This is a genomic window from Allobosea sp. UC22_33 (assembly GCF_042700715.1).
In the GTDB taxonomy this organism is placed as follows: domain Bacteria; phylum Pseudomonadota; class Alphaproteobacteria; order Rhizobiales; family Beijerinckiaceae; genus Allobosea.
This window is the reverse complement of the sequence record NZ_CP170556.1, coordinates 777,457-790,767: the sequence shown is the minus strand read 5'-3', so window position 1 is coordinate 790,767 and position 13,311 is coordinate 777,457. Positions and strand designations below refer to the sequence as shown.

14 protein-coding genes and 1 tRNA gene are annotated in these 13,311 nt (G+C 66.6%); 2 read left to right on the top strand and 13 right to left on the bottom strand.

All coding sequences use genetic code 11. From position 1 onward, the window contains the following. Nucleotides 1-10: 10 nt before the first annotated feature. From ureC to ACFJGT_RS03645, 11 genes are all read right to left on the bottom strand, one after another. Nucleotides 11-1,723: an urease subunit alpha gene (gene ureC / locus ACFJGT_RS03695; protein ID WP_377845980.1), complete on the bottom strand. Its 1,713-nt coding sequence runs from the start codon at nucleotides 1,721-1,723 to the stop codon at nucleotides 11-13. Continuing rightward, nucleotides 1,723-2,028, bottom strand: a complete 306-nt coding sequence (locus tag ACFJGT_RS03690; protein ID WP_377845978.1) for an urease subunit beta — start codon at nucleotides 2,026-2,028, stop codon at nucleotides 1,723-1,725. Before ACFJGT_RS03690 ends, ureC begins: the two co-directional genes overlap by 1 nt. A 4-nt stretch (nucleotides 2,029-2,032) precedes the next feature. Then, nucleotides 2,033-2,614, bottom strand: a complete 582-nt coding sequence (locus tag ACFJGT_RS03685; protein ID WP_377845976.1) for a HupE/UreJ family protein — start codon at nucleotides 2,612-2,614, stop codon at nucleotides 2,033-2,035. 21 nt (nucleotides 2,615-2,635) lie between these two features. Further along, on the bottom strand, nucleotides 2,636-2,938 hold the full coding sequence (locus ACFJGT_RS03680) for an urease subunit gamma (protein WP_199084835.1): 303 nt from the start codon (nucleotides 2,936-2,938) through the stop codon (nucleotides 2,636-2,638). An 11-nt stretch (nucleotides 2,939-2,949) separates the two neighbouring features. Next, nucleotides 2,950-3,786, bottom strand: coding sequence for an urease accessory protein UreD (locus tag ACFJGT_RS03675; RefSeq protein WP_377845974.1), 837 nt, complete (start codon nucleotides 3,784-3,786; stop codon nucleotides 2,950-2,952). 47 nt (nucleotides 3,787-3,833) lie between these two features. Continuing rightward, nucleotides 3,834-4,529 carry an urea ABC transporter ATP-binding subunit UrtE gene (gene urtE, locus ACFJGT_RS03670; RefSeq protein ID WP_377845972.1) on the bottom strand — a complete coding sequence of 232 codons (696 nt, stop codon included), beginning with the start codon at nucleotides 4,527-4,529 and terminating at the stop codon, nucleotides 3,834-3,836. A 4-nt stretch (nucleotides 4,530-4,533) separates the two neighbouring features. Then, entirely contained in the window at nucleotides 4,534-5,298 is a 765-nt protein-coding gene (gene urtD, locus ACFJGT_RS03665) for an urea ABC transporter ATP-binding protein UrtD (protein WP_377845970.1), read from the bottom strand. A gap of 5 nt (nucleotides 5,299-5,303) precedes the next feature. Next, nucleotides 5,304-6,443, bottom strand: coding sequence for an urea ABC transporter permease subunit UrtC (gene urtC, locus ACFJGT_RS03660; protein ID WP_377845968.1), 1,140 nt, complete (start codon nucleotides 6,441-6,443; stop codon nucleotides 5,304-5,306). Then, the gene (urtB, locus tag ACFJGT_RS03655) at nucleotides 6,440-8,041 is read right to left on the bottom strand and encodes an urea ABC transporter permease subunit UrtB (RefSeq protein ID WP_377845966.1); all 1,602 of its coding nucleotides are present in this window, start codon (nucleotides 8,039-8,041) and stop codon (nucleotides 6,440-6,442) included. Before urtB ends, urtC begins: the two co-directional genes overlap by 4 nt. Before the next feature lie 108 nt (nucleotides 8,042-8,149). Continuing rightward, nucleotides 8,150-9,445, bottom strand: a complete 1,296-nt coding sequence (gene urtA, locus ACFJGT_RS03650) for an urea ABC transporter substrate-binding protein (RefSeq protein ID WP_377845964.1) — start codon at nucleotides 9,443-9,445, stop codon at nucleotides 8,150-8,152. A gap of 445 nt (nucleotides 9,446-9,890) precedes the next feature. Then, entirely contained in the window at nucleotides 9,891-10,673 is a 783-nt protein-coding gene (locus ACFJGT_RS03645; RefSeq protein WP_377845962.1) for a DUF4394 domain-containing protein, read from the bottom strand. 187 nt (nucleotides 10,674-10,860) lie between these two features. Between ACFJGT_RS03645 and ACFJGT_RS03640 the strand changes: the two genes are divergently transcribed. Both ACFJGT_RS03640 and ACFJGT_RS03635 read left to right on the top strand, forming a co-directional pair. Next, the gene (locus tag ACFJGT_RS03640; RefSeq protein ID WP_377845960.1) at nucleotides 10,861-11,421 is read left to right on the top strand and encodes a sigma-70 family RNA polymerase sigma factor; all 561 of its coding nucleotides are present in this window, start codon (nucleotides 10,861-10,863) and stop codon (nucleotides 11,419-11,421) included. Further along, entirely contained in the window at nucleotides 11,418-12,140 is a 723-nt protein-coding gene (locus tag ACFJGT_RS03635; protein ID WP_377845958.1) for an anti-sigma factor domain-containing protein, read from the top strand. The genes ACFJGT_RS03640 and ACFJGT_RS03635 overlap by 4 nt, the downstream gene beginning before the upstream one ends. A 62-nt stretch (nucleotides 12,141-12,202) precedes the next feature. Here the strand turns inward: ACFJGT_RS03635 and ACFJGT_RS03630 are convergent. Both ACFJGT_RS03630 and ACFJGT_RS03625 read right to left on the bottom strand, forming a co-directional pair. Then, nucleotides 12,203-12,278, bottom strand: a tRNA-Thr gene (locus ACFJGT_RS03630). Nucleotides 12,279-12,369: 91 nt separating this feature from the next. Next, complete coding sequence (locus ACFJGT_RS03625; RefSeq protein WP_377848914.1) at nucleotides 12,370-13,308, bottom strand: prephenate/arogenate dehydrogenase family protein; 939 nt, start codon at nucleotides 13,306-13,308, stop codon at nucleotides 12,370-12,372. Nucleotides 13,309-13,311: the final 3 nt, after the last annotated feature.

Sequence of the window (13,311 nt, the reverse complement as noted above, 5' to 3'; positions counted from 1 at the left end):
AGGCCTCGGATCAGAACAGGAAATAGCGCTGCGCCATCGGCAGCACGATCGCGGGTTCGCAGGTCAGGAGCTCGCCATCGGCGCGGACCTCGTAGGTCTCGGAATCGACCTCCATATGCGGCGTCGCGTCGTTGAGGATCATCGAGGCCTTGGAGATGCCGCCGCGCGTGTTCTCGACCGCGAGCATGCCCTTGGCGACACCGAGCTTCTCCTTGAGCCCATTGGCGATCGCGGCTCCGCTGACGAAGGTCACCGAGGACATCGCTGGCGCGCGCCCCATGGCGCCGAACATCGGCCGGTAGTGCATCGGCTGCGGGGTCGGGATCGAGGCGTTGGGATCGCCCATCGGGGCTGCCGCAATCATGCCGCCAACCAGCACCATCTCCGGCTTCACGCCGAAGAAGGCCGGGTTCCAGAGCACGAGATCGGCGCGCTTCCCCACCTCGACCGAGCCGACATGCTTCGACAAGCCCTGCGCAATCGCCGGGTTGATCGTGTATTTCGCGATATAGCGGCGCACGCGAAGATTATCGTTGTCGCCGGTCTCGCTGGCTAAGCGCCCGCGCTGGACCTTCATCTTGTGAGCTGTCTGCCAGGTCCGGATCGGCACTTCGCCGACGCGGCCCATGGCCTGACTGTCCGACGAGATGATCGAGAAGGCGCCGATATCGTGCAGGATATCCTCGGCTGCGATGGTCTCCTTGCGGATGCGGCTCTCGGCGAAGGCGATATCCTCGGGAATCGAGGGCGAGAGGTGATGGCAGACCATCAGCATGTCGAGATGCTCGGCGATGGTGTTTTGCGTGTAGGGCCGCGTCGGATTGGTCGAGGACGGGATGACGTTCGGGAGACCGCAGACCTTGATGATATCGGGCGCGTGGCCGCCACCGGCGCCTTCCGTGTGGAAGGCATGGATGGTGCGGCCCTTGAAGGCCGCGACCGTATCCTCGACGAAGCCGCTCTCGTTCAGCGTGTCAGTGTGGATCATGACCTGGACGTCGTAACCGTCGGCAACGCTGAGGCAGTTGTCGATCGCTGCCGGCGTCGTGCCCCAGTCCTCGTGGAGCTTGAGCGCGCAGGCGCCGCCCTCGATCATCTCGATCAACGCGGCCGGCTTCGAGGCGTTGCCCTTGCCGGAGAGGCCGAGATTGATCGGCACCGCGTCGAAGGACTGGATCATCCGGCCGAGATGCCAGGGGCCGGGCGTGCAGGTGGTCGCCAGCGTGCCATGGGCCGGGCCGGTGCCACCGCCGAGCATGGTGGTGATACCGGCCATCAGCGCCTCGTCAATCTGCTGCGGGCAGATGAAATGGATATGCGCGTCGACGCCGCCGGCGGTCAGGATCTTGCCCTCGCCGGCGATGGCTTCCGTTCCAGGGCCGATGACGATGGTGACGCCTGGCTGCGTATCCGGGTTGCCGGCCTTGCCGATGGCGACGATCCGCCCATCCTTCAGGCCGATATCGGCCTTCACGATGCCCCAGTGGTCGACGATCAGCGCGTTGGTGATGACGGTATCGACCGCGCCTTCGGCGCGGCTCGCCTGGCTCTGGCCCATGCCGTCGCGGATGACCTTGCCGCCGCCGAACTTCACCTCCTCGCCATAGACGGTGAAGTCCTTCTCGACCTCGATGATGAGATCGGTGTCGGCGAGACGGACGCGGTCTCCGACCGTCGGCCCATACATCTGCGCGTAAGCGGCGTGGGAGAGCTTGGCCGGCATCAGAGTTTCCCCATCACCTTCTGCTGGAAGCCGTAGACGGCGCGCCCGCCCCCGAATGGCACGAGGCGGACCTCGCGCTGCTGGCCGGGCTCGAAGCGAACGGCCGTGCCGGCAGCGATATCGAGCCGCATGCCGCGAGCGGAAGTGCGGTCGAAATCGAGCGCGTCGTTGGTCTCGAAGAAATGGTAGTGCGAGCCGACCTGGATCGGCCGGTCGCCGGTATTGGCGACCAGCAGCGTGACCTGCTGCGCGCCCGCGTTGAGGATTATGTCGCCCGCCGCGGGAAAGACCTCTCCGGGGATCATCGCCTCAGGCTCCCGTGACCAGCCAGAGGCCGCCGAGCGCGGTTAGGCCGCCGGCGATGCGCGCCGCGATCCGGCCGCGACGCGAGAGCGCGTTGCCGGCAAGGCCGATGCCGAGGCCGACCGCGTGCAGCAGGGCTGTCGCCAGCGCGAAGCCGATCATGAAGGACTGGCTCGTCGCCTCGCCCATCTCACCGCCATGGGCATAGCCGTGGAACAGCGCGAAGAAGCCGACAACCGCCATGCCGACCGCGACCTGGACCTGCAGCGCAACCAAAGCCAGCAGGCCGAGCACCACGACCGAGGCCGCGATGGTCGGCTCGACGAAAGGCAGGCCGATGCCGGCCAGCGCGGCTCCAAAGCCCAGCATCATCGTGACGACGAAGGCAGCGGGAATGGCCCAGATGGCGCGCCCGCCGACGAGGAAGGCCCAGAGGCCGACGCCGACCATCGCCAGGATATGGTCCACGCCGAACAAGGGATGCGAGAAGCCGGCGGCAAAGGAGCCGTGCTCGGCCGGGTTGAGATGGGCAAAGGCCGGGCTTGCGGCACCGACGCTCAGGATCAGGGCGATCGACAATCTCTTCATGGCAGCCTCCGGCTTGCGCGCTCAGCGGATGGGTTCGTGGACGGTGACGAGCTTGGTGCCGTCCGGGAAGGTGGCTTCGACCTGCACGTCGTGGATCATCTCGGCGACGCCCTCCATGACCTGCGCGCGGCCGACGACATGGGCGCCGGCCTCCATCAGATCTGCGACGCTGCGGCCGTCGCGCGCGCCCTCGACGACGAAGTCGCTGATCAGGGCGATCGCTTCGGGATGGTTGAGCTTCACGCCGCGCTCGAGCCGGCGCCGGGCGACCATGGCTGCCATGGAGATCAGGAGCTTGTCCTTCTCGCGCGGTGTCAGGTTCATGCCGTCAGTCCCTAGAGTTGCCAGACCTTGGGCAGCGGCCGGCCGCCCAGGAGAAGGGTGAGCAGCGGCTCCAGCCGCCGCCGGAGCGCGAGCCCGGTCTCCTCGACCAGCCGCGCGAGAAACTTGCCGTTCCAGGCGCTGGCGCCGCCGCCCGGCCCGATGATCGACCGGGCCTGATCCAGGAAGCGCTCGGGTGCCGGACCGCTGAACAGCACCGTCGCCATGGCGCGGCAGCCGGCCATGGCGGGCTGTGGCGAGAGCCGGGCGGCGATATCGCCCTCGACGCGCAGATCGTCGGCGAAGATCAGGCGGCCATCGCGCCTGATGCGCCAGCGGTCGTGCAGGTGGCCGCTATGCAAGGTCTCGCCCATCGCCTGCCGGCCGAACAGCACGGCCTCCACCGCGACAAGTTCGGCATCGCCAGCCAGGTCGGCATCGAGCTTGCGGGACAGGCGCCCGCCCTCGAACAGGATCGTCTCCTGCGGCAGCCAGGCGAGCCTCGCGCCGGCCGAGAGCCGCAGGCGATTGGTGACGACGGCATCCGCCCCCGTCGAGCGATAGACGCGCTCGCAGGCCTGGGTGGTGACGCAGGCCTGCGCGTTTTCTGCCAGATCAACCTCCGTGCCGAAGCGGTCTCCGCCGGTCAGCCCGCCTGCCGTGTTGATGAGGATCGCCTGCGGGGCCTCGTTGCCGAGCGGGCGCGGGAAGCGAAGTTTTGCGCAGCCCTCCTGGAACAACCGATCGAGACGAGTCCGGCCGTCACGCGCATGGAAGGAGACGCTCGCCTGCCCGTGGGCGCGCTGCATCCGCGCCGGTGCGAGGGTCTGGAGATCGGTTATCGCCAGCATCGTCAGGGCAGCTTCCCGTCAGGCATGGTCGGTAAGGCACAGGCGCATCAGACCTGAATCAGTCTCTGAACCTGCGCGCCGTCAAGCTCGCTCATCGGCCCGGACAGCACGACCTCGCCACGGTCCATCACGAACATCGTGTCGGCAAGGTCGCAGGCAAAGTCGAAATACTGCTCGACCAGCACGATCGCCATGCCGCCCTTGCCGCGCAAGTATTCGATGGCGCGGCCGATATCCTTGATGATCGAGGGCTGGATGCCCTCGGTCGGCTCGTCCAACACCAGCAGCCTGGGTCGGGTGACCAGCGCTCGCGCAATGGCGAGTTGCTGCTGCTGGCCACCCGAGAGGTCTCCGCCGCGCCGGCCCAGCATGGTCTTCAGCACGGGGAAGAGGTCGAAGAGTTCATCCGGGACGAAGCGCTCGCGACGCTTCAGCGGCGCGTAGCCGGTCTCCAGATTCTCTTTCACCGTCAGCAGCGGGAAGATCTCCCGCCCCTGCGGCACATAGGCGATGCCGGCCCGCGCGCGATCCTCGCTGCGCAGGGCCGAGATGTCTTCTCCGTCGAGGCGGATGTGGCCGCCGGAAATCGGCTGGTGGCCGACGATGGCGCGCATCAGCGAGGTCTTTCCGACGCCGTTGCGGCCCATCACGCAAGTGACCTTGCCGGTCTCGGCCACGACGGAGACGCGGCGCAGCGCCTGGGCGGCGCCGTAGTGGAGGTTGATGGCGTCGACGGTCAGCATGTGATCACCGCCCCAGATAGACTTCGACGACGCGCTCGTTGGCGCTGACATGGTCGAGCGGCCCTTCGGCCAGCACCGCGCCCTCGTGCAGCACCGTGACCTTCACGCCGAGCTCGCGGATGAAGCCCATGTCGTGCTCGACGACGATCACCGAATGATCCCGCGCGATCTCCTTGAGCAGCACCGCCGTCTCCGCCGTCTCGCCATCGGTCATGCCGGCGGCCGGCTCGTCGACGAGCAGGAGCCTGGGGTCCTGGGCGAGCAGCATGCCGATCTCCAGCCACTGCTTCTGGCCGTGCGAGAGCGAGCCTGCGAGCCTGTCTCGCCGGTCGGCAAGGCGGATGATGCCGAGGATGTCGTCGATGCGCTTCTGCTGCGGCGCCTCGGTCTTCCAGAACAGCGTCTTGCCGACCGTGCGCTTCGATTTCAGCGCGAGCAGGATGTTGTCCTCGATCGTGTGGAAGTCGAAGACGGTCGGCTTCTGGAACTTGCGGCCGATGCCGAGATTGGCGATCGCGGCTTCGTCGAGCTTCGTCAGGTCGACTGAGCCGCCGAACATCACGGTGCCGATATCGGGCTTCGTCTTGCCGGTGATGATGTCCATCATCGTGGTCTTGCCGGCGCCGTTCGGGCCGATGATGGCGCGCATCTCGCCGGGCTCGATGGTCAGCGACAGGCCCCGGATGGCCTTGAAGCCGTCGAAGGAGACGCTGACGCCGTCGAGATAGAGCAGCGAGGAGGTCAGTGCGCCGGGCACGGGAGCGTTCATCGCAACTACTCCGCCGGGGCCGGCTCGGCGGCCGGTGTCGCATCGGGCTTACGGCGGCGTGCCCACAAGGCTTCGGCGGTGCCGAGGATGCCCTTGGGCAGGAAGAGCGTGACGACGACGAAGAGCCCGCCGAGCGCGAAGAGCCAGTACGGCGCCATGAAGCCGGAGGTGAACATGGTCTTGGCCCAATTGACCACGACGGCGCCCAAGGCCGCGCCGACCAGCGTGCCGCGCCCGCCGACCGCAACCCAGATCACGGTCTCGATCGAGTTGGCCGGGGCGAATTCGCTGGGATTGATGATGCCGACCTGCGGCACGTAGAGAGCGCCCGCGACGCCCGCCATGCAGGCCGAGACGGTGAAGACGAAGAGCTTGAAGCGGTCCACCCGGTAGCCGAGGAAGCGGGTGCGGGATTCGGCGTCGCGGATCGCGATCACGACCTTGCCGAGCTTCGAGACGACGATGCCGCGCGCGATCAGGAAGCCCGCCGCCAGCATGACACAGGTCATCGAGAACAGGGCGGCACGCGTGGTCTGCGCCTGGATGTTGAAGCCGAGGATGTCCTTGAAATCGGTCAGCCCGTTATTGCCGCCGAAGCCCATGTCGTTGCGGAAGAAGGCGAGCAGCAGCGCATAGGTGAGGGCCTGCGTGATGATCGAGAGATAGACGCCGGTGACGCGCGAGCGGAAGGCGAACCAGCCGAAGACAAAGGCGAGCAGACCGGGCACGGCCAGCACCATCAGCATCGCGAAGGGGAAGGAGGAGAAGCCCCACCAGTACCAGGGCAATTCCTGCCAGTTCAGGAAGACCATGAAATCCGGCAGGATCGGGTTGCCATAGACCCCGCGCGAGCCGATCTGACGCATCAGGTAGAGGCCCATGGCGTAGCCGCCGAGCGCGAAGAAGGCGCCGTGGCCGAGGCTGAGGATGCCGCAATAGCCCCAGACGAGATCGAGCGAGACCGCGAGCAGCGCGTAGCAGAGGTACTTGCCCCAGAGCGACATGGTCGAGGTCGGCACATGGAAGGGCGAGGATGCCGGTAGCAGCAGATTCGACAGCGGCACCAGCACGGCCAGGCCCAGCAGGATCGCGAGGAAGATGCCGCCGCGCTTGTCCATGTTCTGGAGGAGGAAGCGGGTGATCATGCTTCCACCGCCCTGCCCTTGAGCGCGAACAGGCCGCGCGGGCGCTTCTGGATGAAGAGGATGATGCAGACGAGCAGCGCGATCTTGCCGAGCACGGCGCCGGCATAGGGTTCGAGCAGCTTGTTGGCGACGCCGAGCGTCATGGCGCCGACCAGCGTGCCCCACAGGTTCCCGACGCCGCCGAAGACCACGACCATGAAGCTATCGATGATGTAGCTCTGGCCGAGATTGGGGCTGACATTGTCGATCTGCGAGAGCGCGACGCCGGCCAGCCCCGCGACGCCCGAACCCAACCCGAAGGTCAGCGCGTCGATGCGGCCGGTGCGGATGCCCATGGCCGAGGCCATGCGCCGGTTCTGGGTGACCGCGCGCATCTGCAGGCCCATCGGCGTGAGCTTCAGGATGGCGAGCAGCGCGGCGAAGACCAGCGCGGCAAAGACGATGATCCAGAGCCGATTATAGGTGATCGCGAGGCCGCCGAGTTCGAAGGCGCCGGACATGAAGGAGGGCGCGCCGACCTCGCGATTGGTCGGGCCGAAGGCGGTGCGCACCGCCTGCTGCAAGATCAGGCTGATGCCCCAGGTCGCGAGCAGCGTCTCCAGCGGCCGGCCGTAGAGGAAGCGGATGATGCCGCGCTCGATGGCGATGCCGACCGCGCCCGCAACGACGAACGCCGCCGGCAGCGCGATCGCCAGCGACCAGTCGAACAGCCAGGGCGCATTCGTGCGGATCAGCTCCTGCACCACGAACGTCGTGTAGGCGCCGAGCATGACCATCTCGCCATGTGCCATGTTGATCACGCCCATCACGCCGAAGGTGATGGCCAGCCCGATGGCGGCGAGCAGCAGGACCGAACCGAGCGAGAGCCCGTACCAGAGGTTCTGCGCGGCGGCCCACAGCTTCAAACGACCTTCGATGGCGGTGATCGCCTTGGCCTGCGCCTCCTTGAGGGCCGGCGTCGCGTCGCCCGGCAGAGCGCGCAGCGTCGCCAGCGCGTCCTGGTCGCCACGCTCGCGCAGGACTTCGATTGCGGCGAAGCGATCCAGCGGCTGCGTGTCCGGCTTGGCAATCAGGATCGCGGCCTGGGCCTGGCGCAAGGCGGCGAGCGCACGGGCATTGGTTTCCTTGCCGATCGCGGCTTCGACGACCGGCAGCAGGCTGGCATCGCGGGATTTGAACACGGCTTCGGCCGCAGCGGCGCGCCTCGCCGGATCGGGATTGAGCAAGCCAAGACCGCCGAGCGCGGCCTGTACGGCGCGACGTACGGCGTTGTTCAGGCGAACGGGCTTCACACCGGCGGGAGCGGCGGCCAAAGCCTGCCCTGTGCGGGCATCGACAAAGCCTCCGGCAGCCGTCTTCACCGCCACACCGCCCGGCCCCGCCTGCAAGCGTCCGTCATTGAGAGCTTCGACGATCAGCGCCGCATTCGGATGGGCGGTCGAGACGAGGATCTCGATGGCGCGGGAGGTATCGGAATAGCTGTCGGCAGCGAGCCGCGTGAAGGCTTCGTCGGCGGTCTGCGCGATCGACGCGACCGAGGCCACGACCAGCGCGACGAGGATGACGAGCGCATGCTTCAGGCGGTGGAAGATCGGCATCGATCCGGTTCGCATATCCGCTGGTGATTGCCTGGAAAAGCCGTGCCGCAGGGCGGCGAATGAAGGGCGGCCGGGATGTTTCCCGTGCCGCCCTTCCCCCTCAGGAACTCAGACGCCGCCGCACTTGCCGGTCTTGACGTTGAAATTGCCGCATTTTTTCTCGACCCAGTCGCCGACGAGGTCCTTGGAGCCGTCGAGTTCCTTCGACCAGGCGTCGCCGGGGACGAGGCCAGAGGTCTTCCAGACCACGTCGAACTGGCCGTCATCCTTGATCTCGCCGATGAAGACCGGCTTGGTGATGTGGTGGTTGGGGAGCATCTTCGAGATGCCGCCGGTGAGGTTCGGCGCCTCGATGCCGGGCAGCGCGTCAATGACCTTGTCCGGATCGACGGTTCCTGCCTTCTGGACCGCCTTCACCCACATGGCGAAGCCGACGACATGGGCTTCCATCGGGTCGTTGGTGACGCGCTTCGGGTTCTTGGTGAAGGCCTGCCATTGCTTGATGAAGGCCTCGTTCTCCGGCGTCTTGATCGACTGGAAGTAGTTCCAGGCGGCGAGATGGCCGAGCAGCGGCTTGGTGTCGATGCCGGCCAACTCCTCCTCGCCGACCGAGAAGGCCACGACCGGAATGTCGGTCGCCTTGATGCCCTGGTTGCCGAGTTCCTTGTAGAACGGCACGTTGGCGTCGCCGTTGATGGTCGAGACCACCGCCGTCTTCTTGCCGGCCGAACCGAACTTCTTGATGTCGGAGACGATGGTCTGCCAGTCGGAATGACCGAAGGGCGTGTAGTTGATCATGATGTCCTCGGGCTTCACGCCCTTGGACTTGAGATAGGCCTCGAGGATCTTGTTGGTCGTGCGCGGATAGACATAGTCGGTGCCGGCCAGCACCCACCGCTCGACCTTCTCGTCCTTGGCGAGATAGTCGACCGCCGGGATCGCCTGCTGGTTCGGCGCGGCGCCGGTGTAGAAGACATTGCGCTCGCTCTCCTCGCCCTCGTACTGGACGGGGTAGAACAGGATGTTGTTGAGCTCCTTGAAGACCGGCAGCACCGATTTGCGCGAGACGGAGGTCCAGCAGCCGAAGGTGGCGGCGACCTTGTCCTTGGTGATCAGCTCGCGCGCCTTTTCGGCGAAGAGCGGCCAGTTCGAGGCGGGGTCGACGACGACGGCCTCGAGCTTCTTGCCGAGCAGGCCGCCCTTCTTGTTCTGCTCCTCGATGAGCATGAGCATGACGTCCTTCAGCGTCGTCTCGGAGATCGCCATCGTGCCCGAGAGCGAATGAAGGATACCGACCTTGATGGTGTCCTGCTGCGCCACTGCCGGCAGGTGGGACGATCCGAGGAAAGCGGCGCCCGCCAGAGCGGTGCCGAGGAATTCGCGACGATTGCTGTTCACGGCCATCTCCCGAAGGATTGTTGTTGGCGGCGCCCCCTCGACGCCGACGGACCGTGCGGCCCATGACCCCAAGCTTCGCAAGCGATGTGCCAACACATCCGGCCGCGGCCGTTTTCGCGGCGGCGTGGCGGTTTTCAAGGGTTGCGCTACGTCATCCGGCGTTCGATCACAGCACGGGCCCAGCACGACGATCCGATTTCGATTATTTTCTAGGCAAATTTGACCAACAGAGAGTAATTGGCGCGATATTAGGCGAATTCGTTGAGGCGCGAGGTCAGCCATATTGGCAGGCCGGAACAACAGCAGCGCTCCGGCGGCAGGCGACGAACAAAAAGCCGCCCTTGCGGGGCGGCATGGCATGCGACGCGAGAAGCGCGAAACCACCCGGCATAGACGGCGGGCAGCAACCGAGACGCCCGTCGAAGCGGGCGTCTCGGCCCTCGGGACGAATTTACATCGCAAGCAGGACCGCAACATCCCGCGCCGAGGCGCCGAGCCCTGCAACCTTGCCCATCGCCGTCGCCTTGCCGGTCGCGAGATCGACCTTGTGGAGTGCGCCGTCAGCGAGCAGCCAGCCGGTATTGGAGCCGTCGGCGGCGGTCTCGATATCGAATGCGATCGCCTTCGGCATGATCCCGAGCTTGCCGACCGCGCCGAGGACGCCGTCATTGGGCGGCGCCTGCTTGATCAGGCCGCCGATCTTGCCGTCGATATCGTAGAGCGCCGTCTCCTTCGTGCCCTTGACGGAGTTGGTGTAGGCGCCGGCCACGATCATCGGCGCTTCGCCCTTGTGCATGTCCGTCTCGGCGAATTTCAGCTTGCCGTCGACCGTCGTCTTGCCGTCATCGACATTGACCCGCAGGTTGGTGCCGTCCGAGCCGATCACGCGGAGCCGATCGGCAGCCGGGTTGAAATCGACGGTGGCCATGGCACTGGCCGGGAGCATGGTATCCATCTTGGATTTCATCGTCGCCTTGCCGGCCTTGTCGATCACATAGATCGTGCCATCGACGGCGAGCGCGTAAAGCATGCCGTCGGCCGGCCTGACGTCGATGCCGGCGATCTTGCCGGCAATGCCGGTAACCTTCATCTGCTTGCCGGCCTTGAGGGTCGCGGTGTCGACCATGGTGAGCGTGTCGTCTCCGGTCAGGGCTGCGAGCATGGCAGCCTGCGCGGCAACCCCGCTGCCGAGGATGGTGGAAACAACGAGCGCGAAACGGATCGTCTTGGTCATCTTGTCCTCCGGTTCTGTCAGGCGCCGCTGCATGATGTCAGCTCGCGGCGCTCCTTCCGGATAGAGATGAGACAAGGCACCGGATGCGCTCGAAAAAATAAATCGGGCGGGGTGCATCCAACGCGACCGGCGCCGCGTATCCTCCCATTGCCCAGTCCAGCCGGGACTGCCGAGCAAAGGATTCCGCATGGCCGTCAATGCCGCGCAGTCGCACGGGGCCGATATCGAGCAGGCGCTGGCTGCCTGCGCAGGCGGCGATAAAAATGCACTCCGGCGCATCTACGACCAGGAATGCCCGCGTATGATCGGTGTGGCGCAGCGCATGCTGAAGCGCCGCGCCCTGGCGGAGGAAGCGGTGCAGGACAGTTTTATCCTGATCTGGCGGCATGCGGGACGCTTCGATCCCCAACGCGGTTCGGGCCTGACCTGGATCTACGCCATCCTGCGCAACCGCTCGCTCTCGATCCTGCGCGACGAGCGGCGCATGGACACCGACGAGAATCCGATCGCCGCCGAGGCAGCCAGCGAGGAGGACGACCCGGAGACGGTGATGGCGAAGCTATCCGACGCCAAGGCGCTGCGCGGCTGCCTGGAAACCCTGCCCTCCCCGCGGCGGAGCATGGTGCTGCTCGCCTTCGTGCAGGGGCTGAGCCATGGCGAGATCGCCGGCAGGCTCGGCATGCCGCTCGGCACGGTGAAGTCCTGGATCCGTCGATCTCTGATCGCGCTCAAGGAGTGCTTGGGATGACCCAGGAACCTGATCGCGAGATCCTCGCCGGAGAATATGTGCTGGGCCTGATCGAGGGAGCCGAGAAGGCGACCTTCGAGAGGCGGATGGCGGATGACGCCGCGCTGCATGCCGCGGTCTCGCGCTGGCAGACGAGGCTGGCACCGATCGACGCCACCGCGCAGCCGGCCGAACCATCGCCGGGGCTCTGGCTGCGCATCGCGGGCGGGCTCGATGGAGCGACTTCTTCGCGCCGGAGCGCGGTCGAACGGCCGGGACTTCGCATCCGGCTGGCGCAATGGTGGACCAATCTCTGGCTCTGGCGCGGTGCCGCCTTTGCCGGAGCAGTCGCTTCAATCCTGCTTGCAGCCGGGCTCGTCGCCGCCCTCGATCGTGCCCGCCGCCAGCCCGTGATGGTCGCCGTCCTGCTGACGGATACCAATATCGCCGCCGCGGTGGTGAATACCTTCGCCGACGGGCGCGTCGAATTGCTGCCGCTGCAGGACATCGCGGTGCCGCAGGGACGCGCCCTCGAAATCTGGACCTTGTGGGATCGGGCCGCCGGGCCGCGCTCGGTCGGGCTGATCGATCGTGCGCGCGCCGTGCCGCTGCGACTGGATAACCTGCCGCTGGGCGCCGACCAGCTCTTCGAGATCACGGTGGAGCCGGCTTCCGGGTCTCCGACGGGACGTCCCACGGGCCCCATCGTCGCCAAAGGCCTGACCGCGCGGCGCCTTTAGGAGGCGCGGGCCGGCCGCGACGAGATCGCGAGCAAATCGACGGGAAAGGGCGGGAGGGAAAGTGGTGCCGCTTGAGGGATTCGAACCCCCGACCCCCTCATTACGAATGAGGTGCTCTACCAGCTGAGCTAAAGCGGCAACGGGTGGCGCTGTACCAGCAGGCGCCGAGCTTGGCAAGCCAATCTCGACGTCATGCACAGTGCCTCCGCACGGCTTTGTGCGACAGACCTCAATCCTTGCGCAGCTTCTCCGTCTCCGGCTTCTCCTGGCCGAGCGCGACGATGCCGCGGCGGATGGCGCGGGTGCGGGTGAAGTGCTTGTGCAGCGTCTCGCCGTCGCCATAGCGGATGGCCCGGGTGAGCAAGGCGAGGTCCTCGTTGAAGCGGCCGAGCATCTCCAGCACCGCTTCCTTGTTATGCAGGAAGACGTCGCGCCACATCGTCGGGTCGGAGGCGGCGATGCGGGTGAAGTCGCGGAAGCCGCCGGCCGAGAACTTGATCACCTCGGACTGCGTCACCGCCTCCAGATCCTCGGCCGTGCCGACGATGTTGTAGGCGATGAGATGCGGCAGGTGGCTGGTGACGGCCAGCACGAGATCATGATGCTGCGCGCTCATCACCTCGACCAGCGCGCCCATCCCCTCCCAGAACTGGCGGGTTTTCGCGATGGCCGAAGCGTCGGTGCCTTCCGGCGGGGTCAGGATGCACCAGCGGTTGAGGAAGAGGCTCGGGAAGCCGGCATCGGGGCCGGAATTCTCCGTGCCCGCGACCGGGTGGGCCGGTACGAAGGCGACACCCTCGGGTAGATGCGGCGAGACGGCGTCGACGACCGAGCCCTTGACCGAGCCGACATCGGAGACGATCGCGCCCGGCTTCAGCGAGGATGCAATCTCGGCCGCGACCGGCCCACAGGCACCGACCGGAACGCAGAAGATGATGTGGTCGGCATCAACAGCCGCTTCCGCCGCCGTCTCGGCAACAGCGTGGCCGAGGCCGAGTTCGCGCGCCCGCTGGCGGACGGCTTCGTCGCGATCGGCCAGCACGATCGTGCCGGCGAGGTTCAGCTCCTTCGCCGCGCGCGCGATGGAGGAGCCGATCAGCCCGATGCCGATGATGGCGAGGCGGGCAAAGACCGGTGTGGGCCGGCGCGGCGCGAAGCTTTCCGCCATCTC

Excerpts from the sequence above, each read along its gene's own strand:
- ureC (WP_377845980.1), bottom strand. The coding sequence starts at position 1,723 with ATGCCGGCCAAGCTCTCCCACGCCGCTTACGCGCAGATGTATGGGCCG.
- ACFJGT_RS03690 (WP_377845978.1), bottom strand. The coding sequence starts at position 2,028 with ATGATCCCCGGAGAGGTCTTTCCCGCGGCGGGCGACATAATCCTCAAC.
- ACFJGT_RS03685 (WP_377845976.1), bottom strand. The coding sequence starts at position 2,614 with ATGAAGAGATTGTCGATCGCCCTGATCCTGAGCGTCGGTGCCGCAAGC.
- ACFJGT_RS03680 (WP_199084835.1), bottom strand. The coding sequence starts at position 2,938 with ATGAACCTGACACCGCGCGAGAAGGACAAGCTCCTGATCTCCATGGCA.
- ACFJGT_RS03675 (WP_377845974.1), bottom strand. The coding sequence starts at position 3,786 with ATGCTGGCGATAACCGATCTCCAGACCCTCGCACCGGCGCGGATGCAG.
- urtE (WP_377845972.1), bottom strand. The coding sequence starts at position 4,529 with ATGCTGACCGTCGACGCCATCAACCTCCACTACGGCGCCGCCCAGGCG.
- urtD (WP_377845970.1), bottom strand. The coding sequence starts at position 5,298 with ATGAACGCTCCCGTGCCCGGCGCACTGACCTCCTCGCTGCTCTATCTC.
- urtC (WP_377845968.1), bottom strand. The coding sequence starts at position 6,443 with ATGATCACCCGCTTCCTCCTCCAGAACATGGACAAGCGCGGCGGCATC.
- urtB (WP_377845966.1), bottom strand. The coding sequence starts at position 8,041 with ATGCCGATCTTCCACCGCCTGAAGCATGCGCTCGTCATCCTCGTCGCG.
- urtA (WP_377845964.1), bottom strand. The coding sequence starts at position 9,445 with ATGGCCGTGAACAGCAATCGTCGCGAATTCCTCGGCACCGCTCTGGCG.
- ACFJGT_RS03645 (WP_377845962.1), bottom strand. The coding sequence starts at position 10,673 with ATGACCAAGACGATCCGTTTCGCGCTCGTTGTTTCCACCATCCTCGGC.
- ACFJGT_RS03640 (WP_377845960.1), top strand. The coding sequence starts at position 10,861 with ATGGCCGTCAATGCCGCGCAGTCGCACGGGGCCGATATCGAGCAGGCG.
- ACFJGT_RS03635 (WP_377845958.1), top strand. The coding sequence starts at position 11,418 with ATGACCCAGGAACCTGATCGCGAGATCCTCGCCGGAGAATATGTGCTG.
- ACFJGT_RS03625 (WP_377848914.1), bottom strand. The coding sequence starts at position 13,308 with ATGGCGGAAAGCTTCGCGCCGCGCCGGCCCACACCGGTCTTTGCCCGC.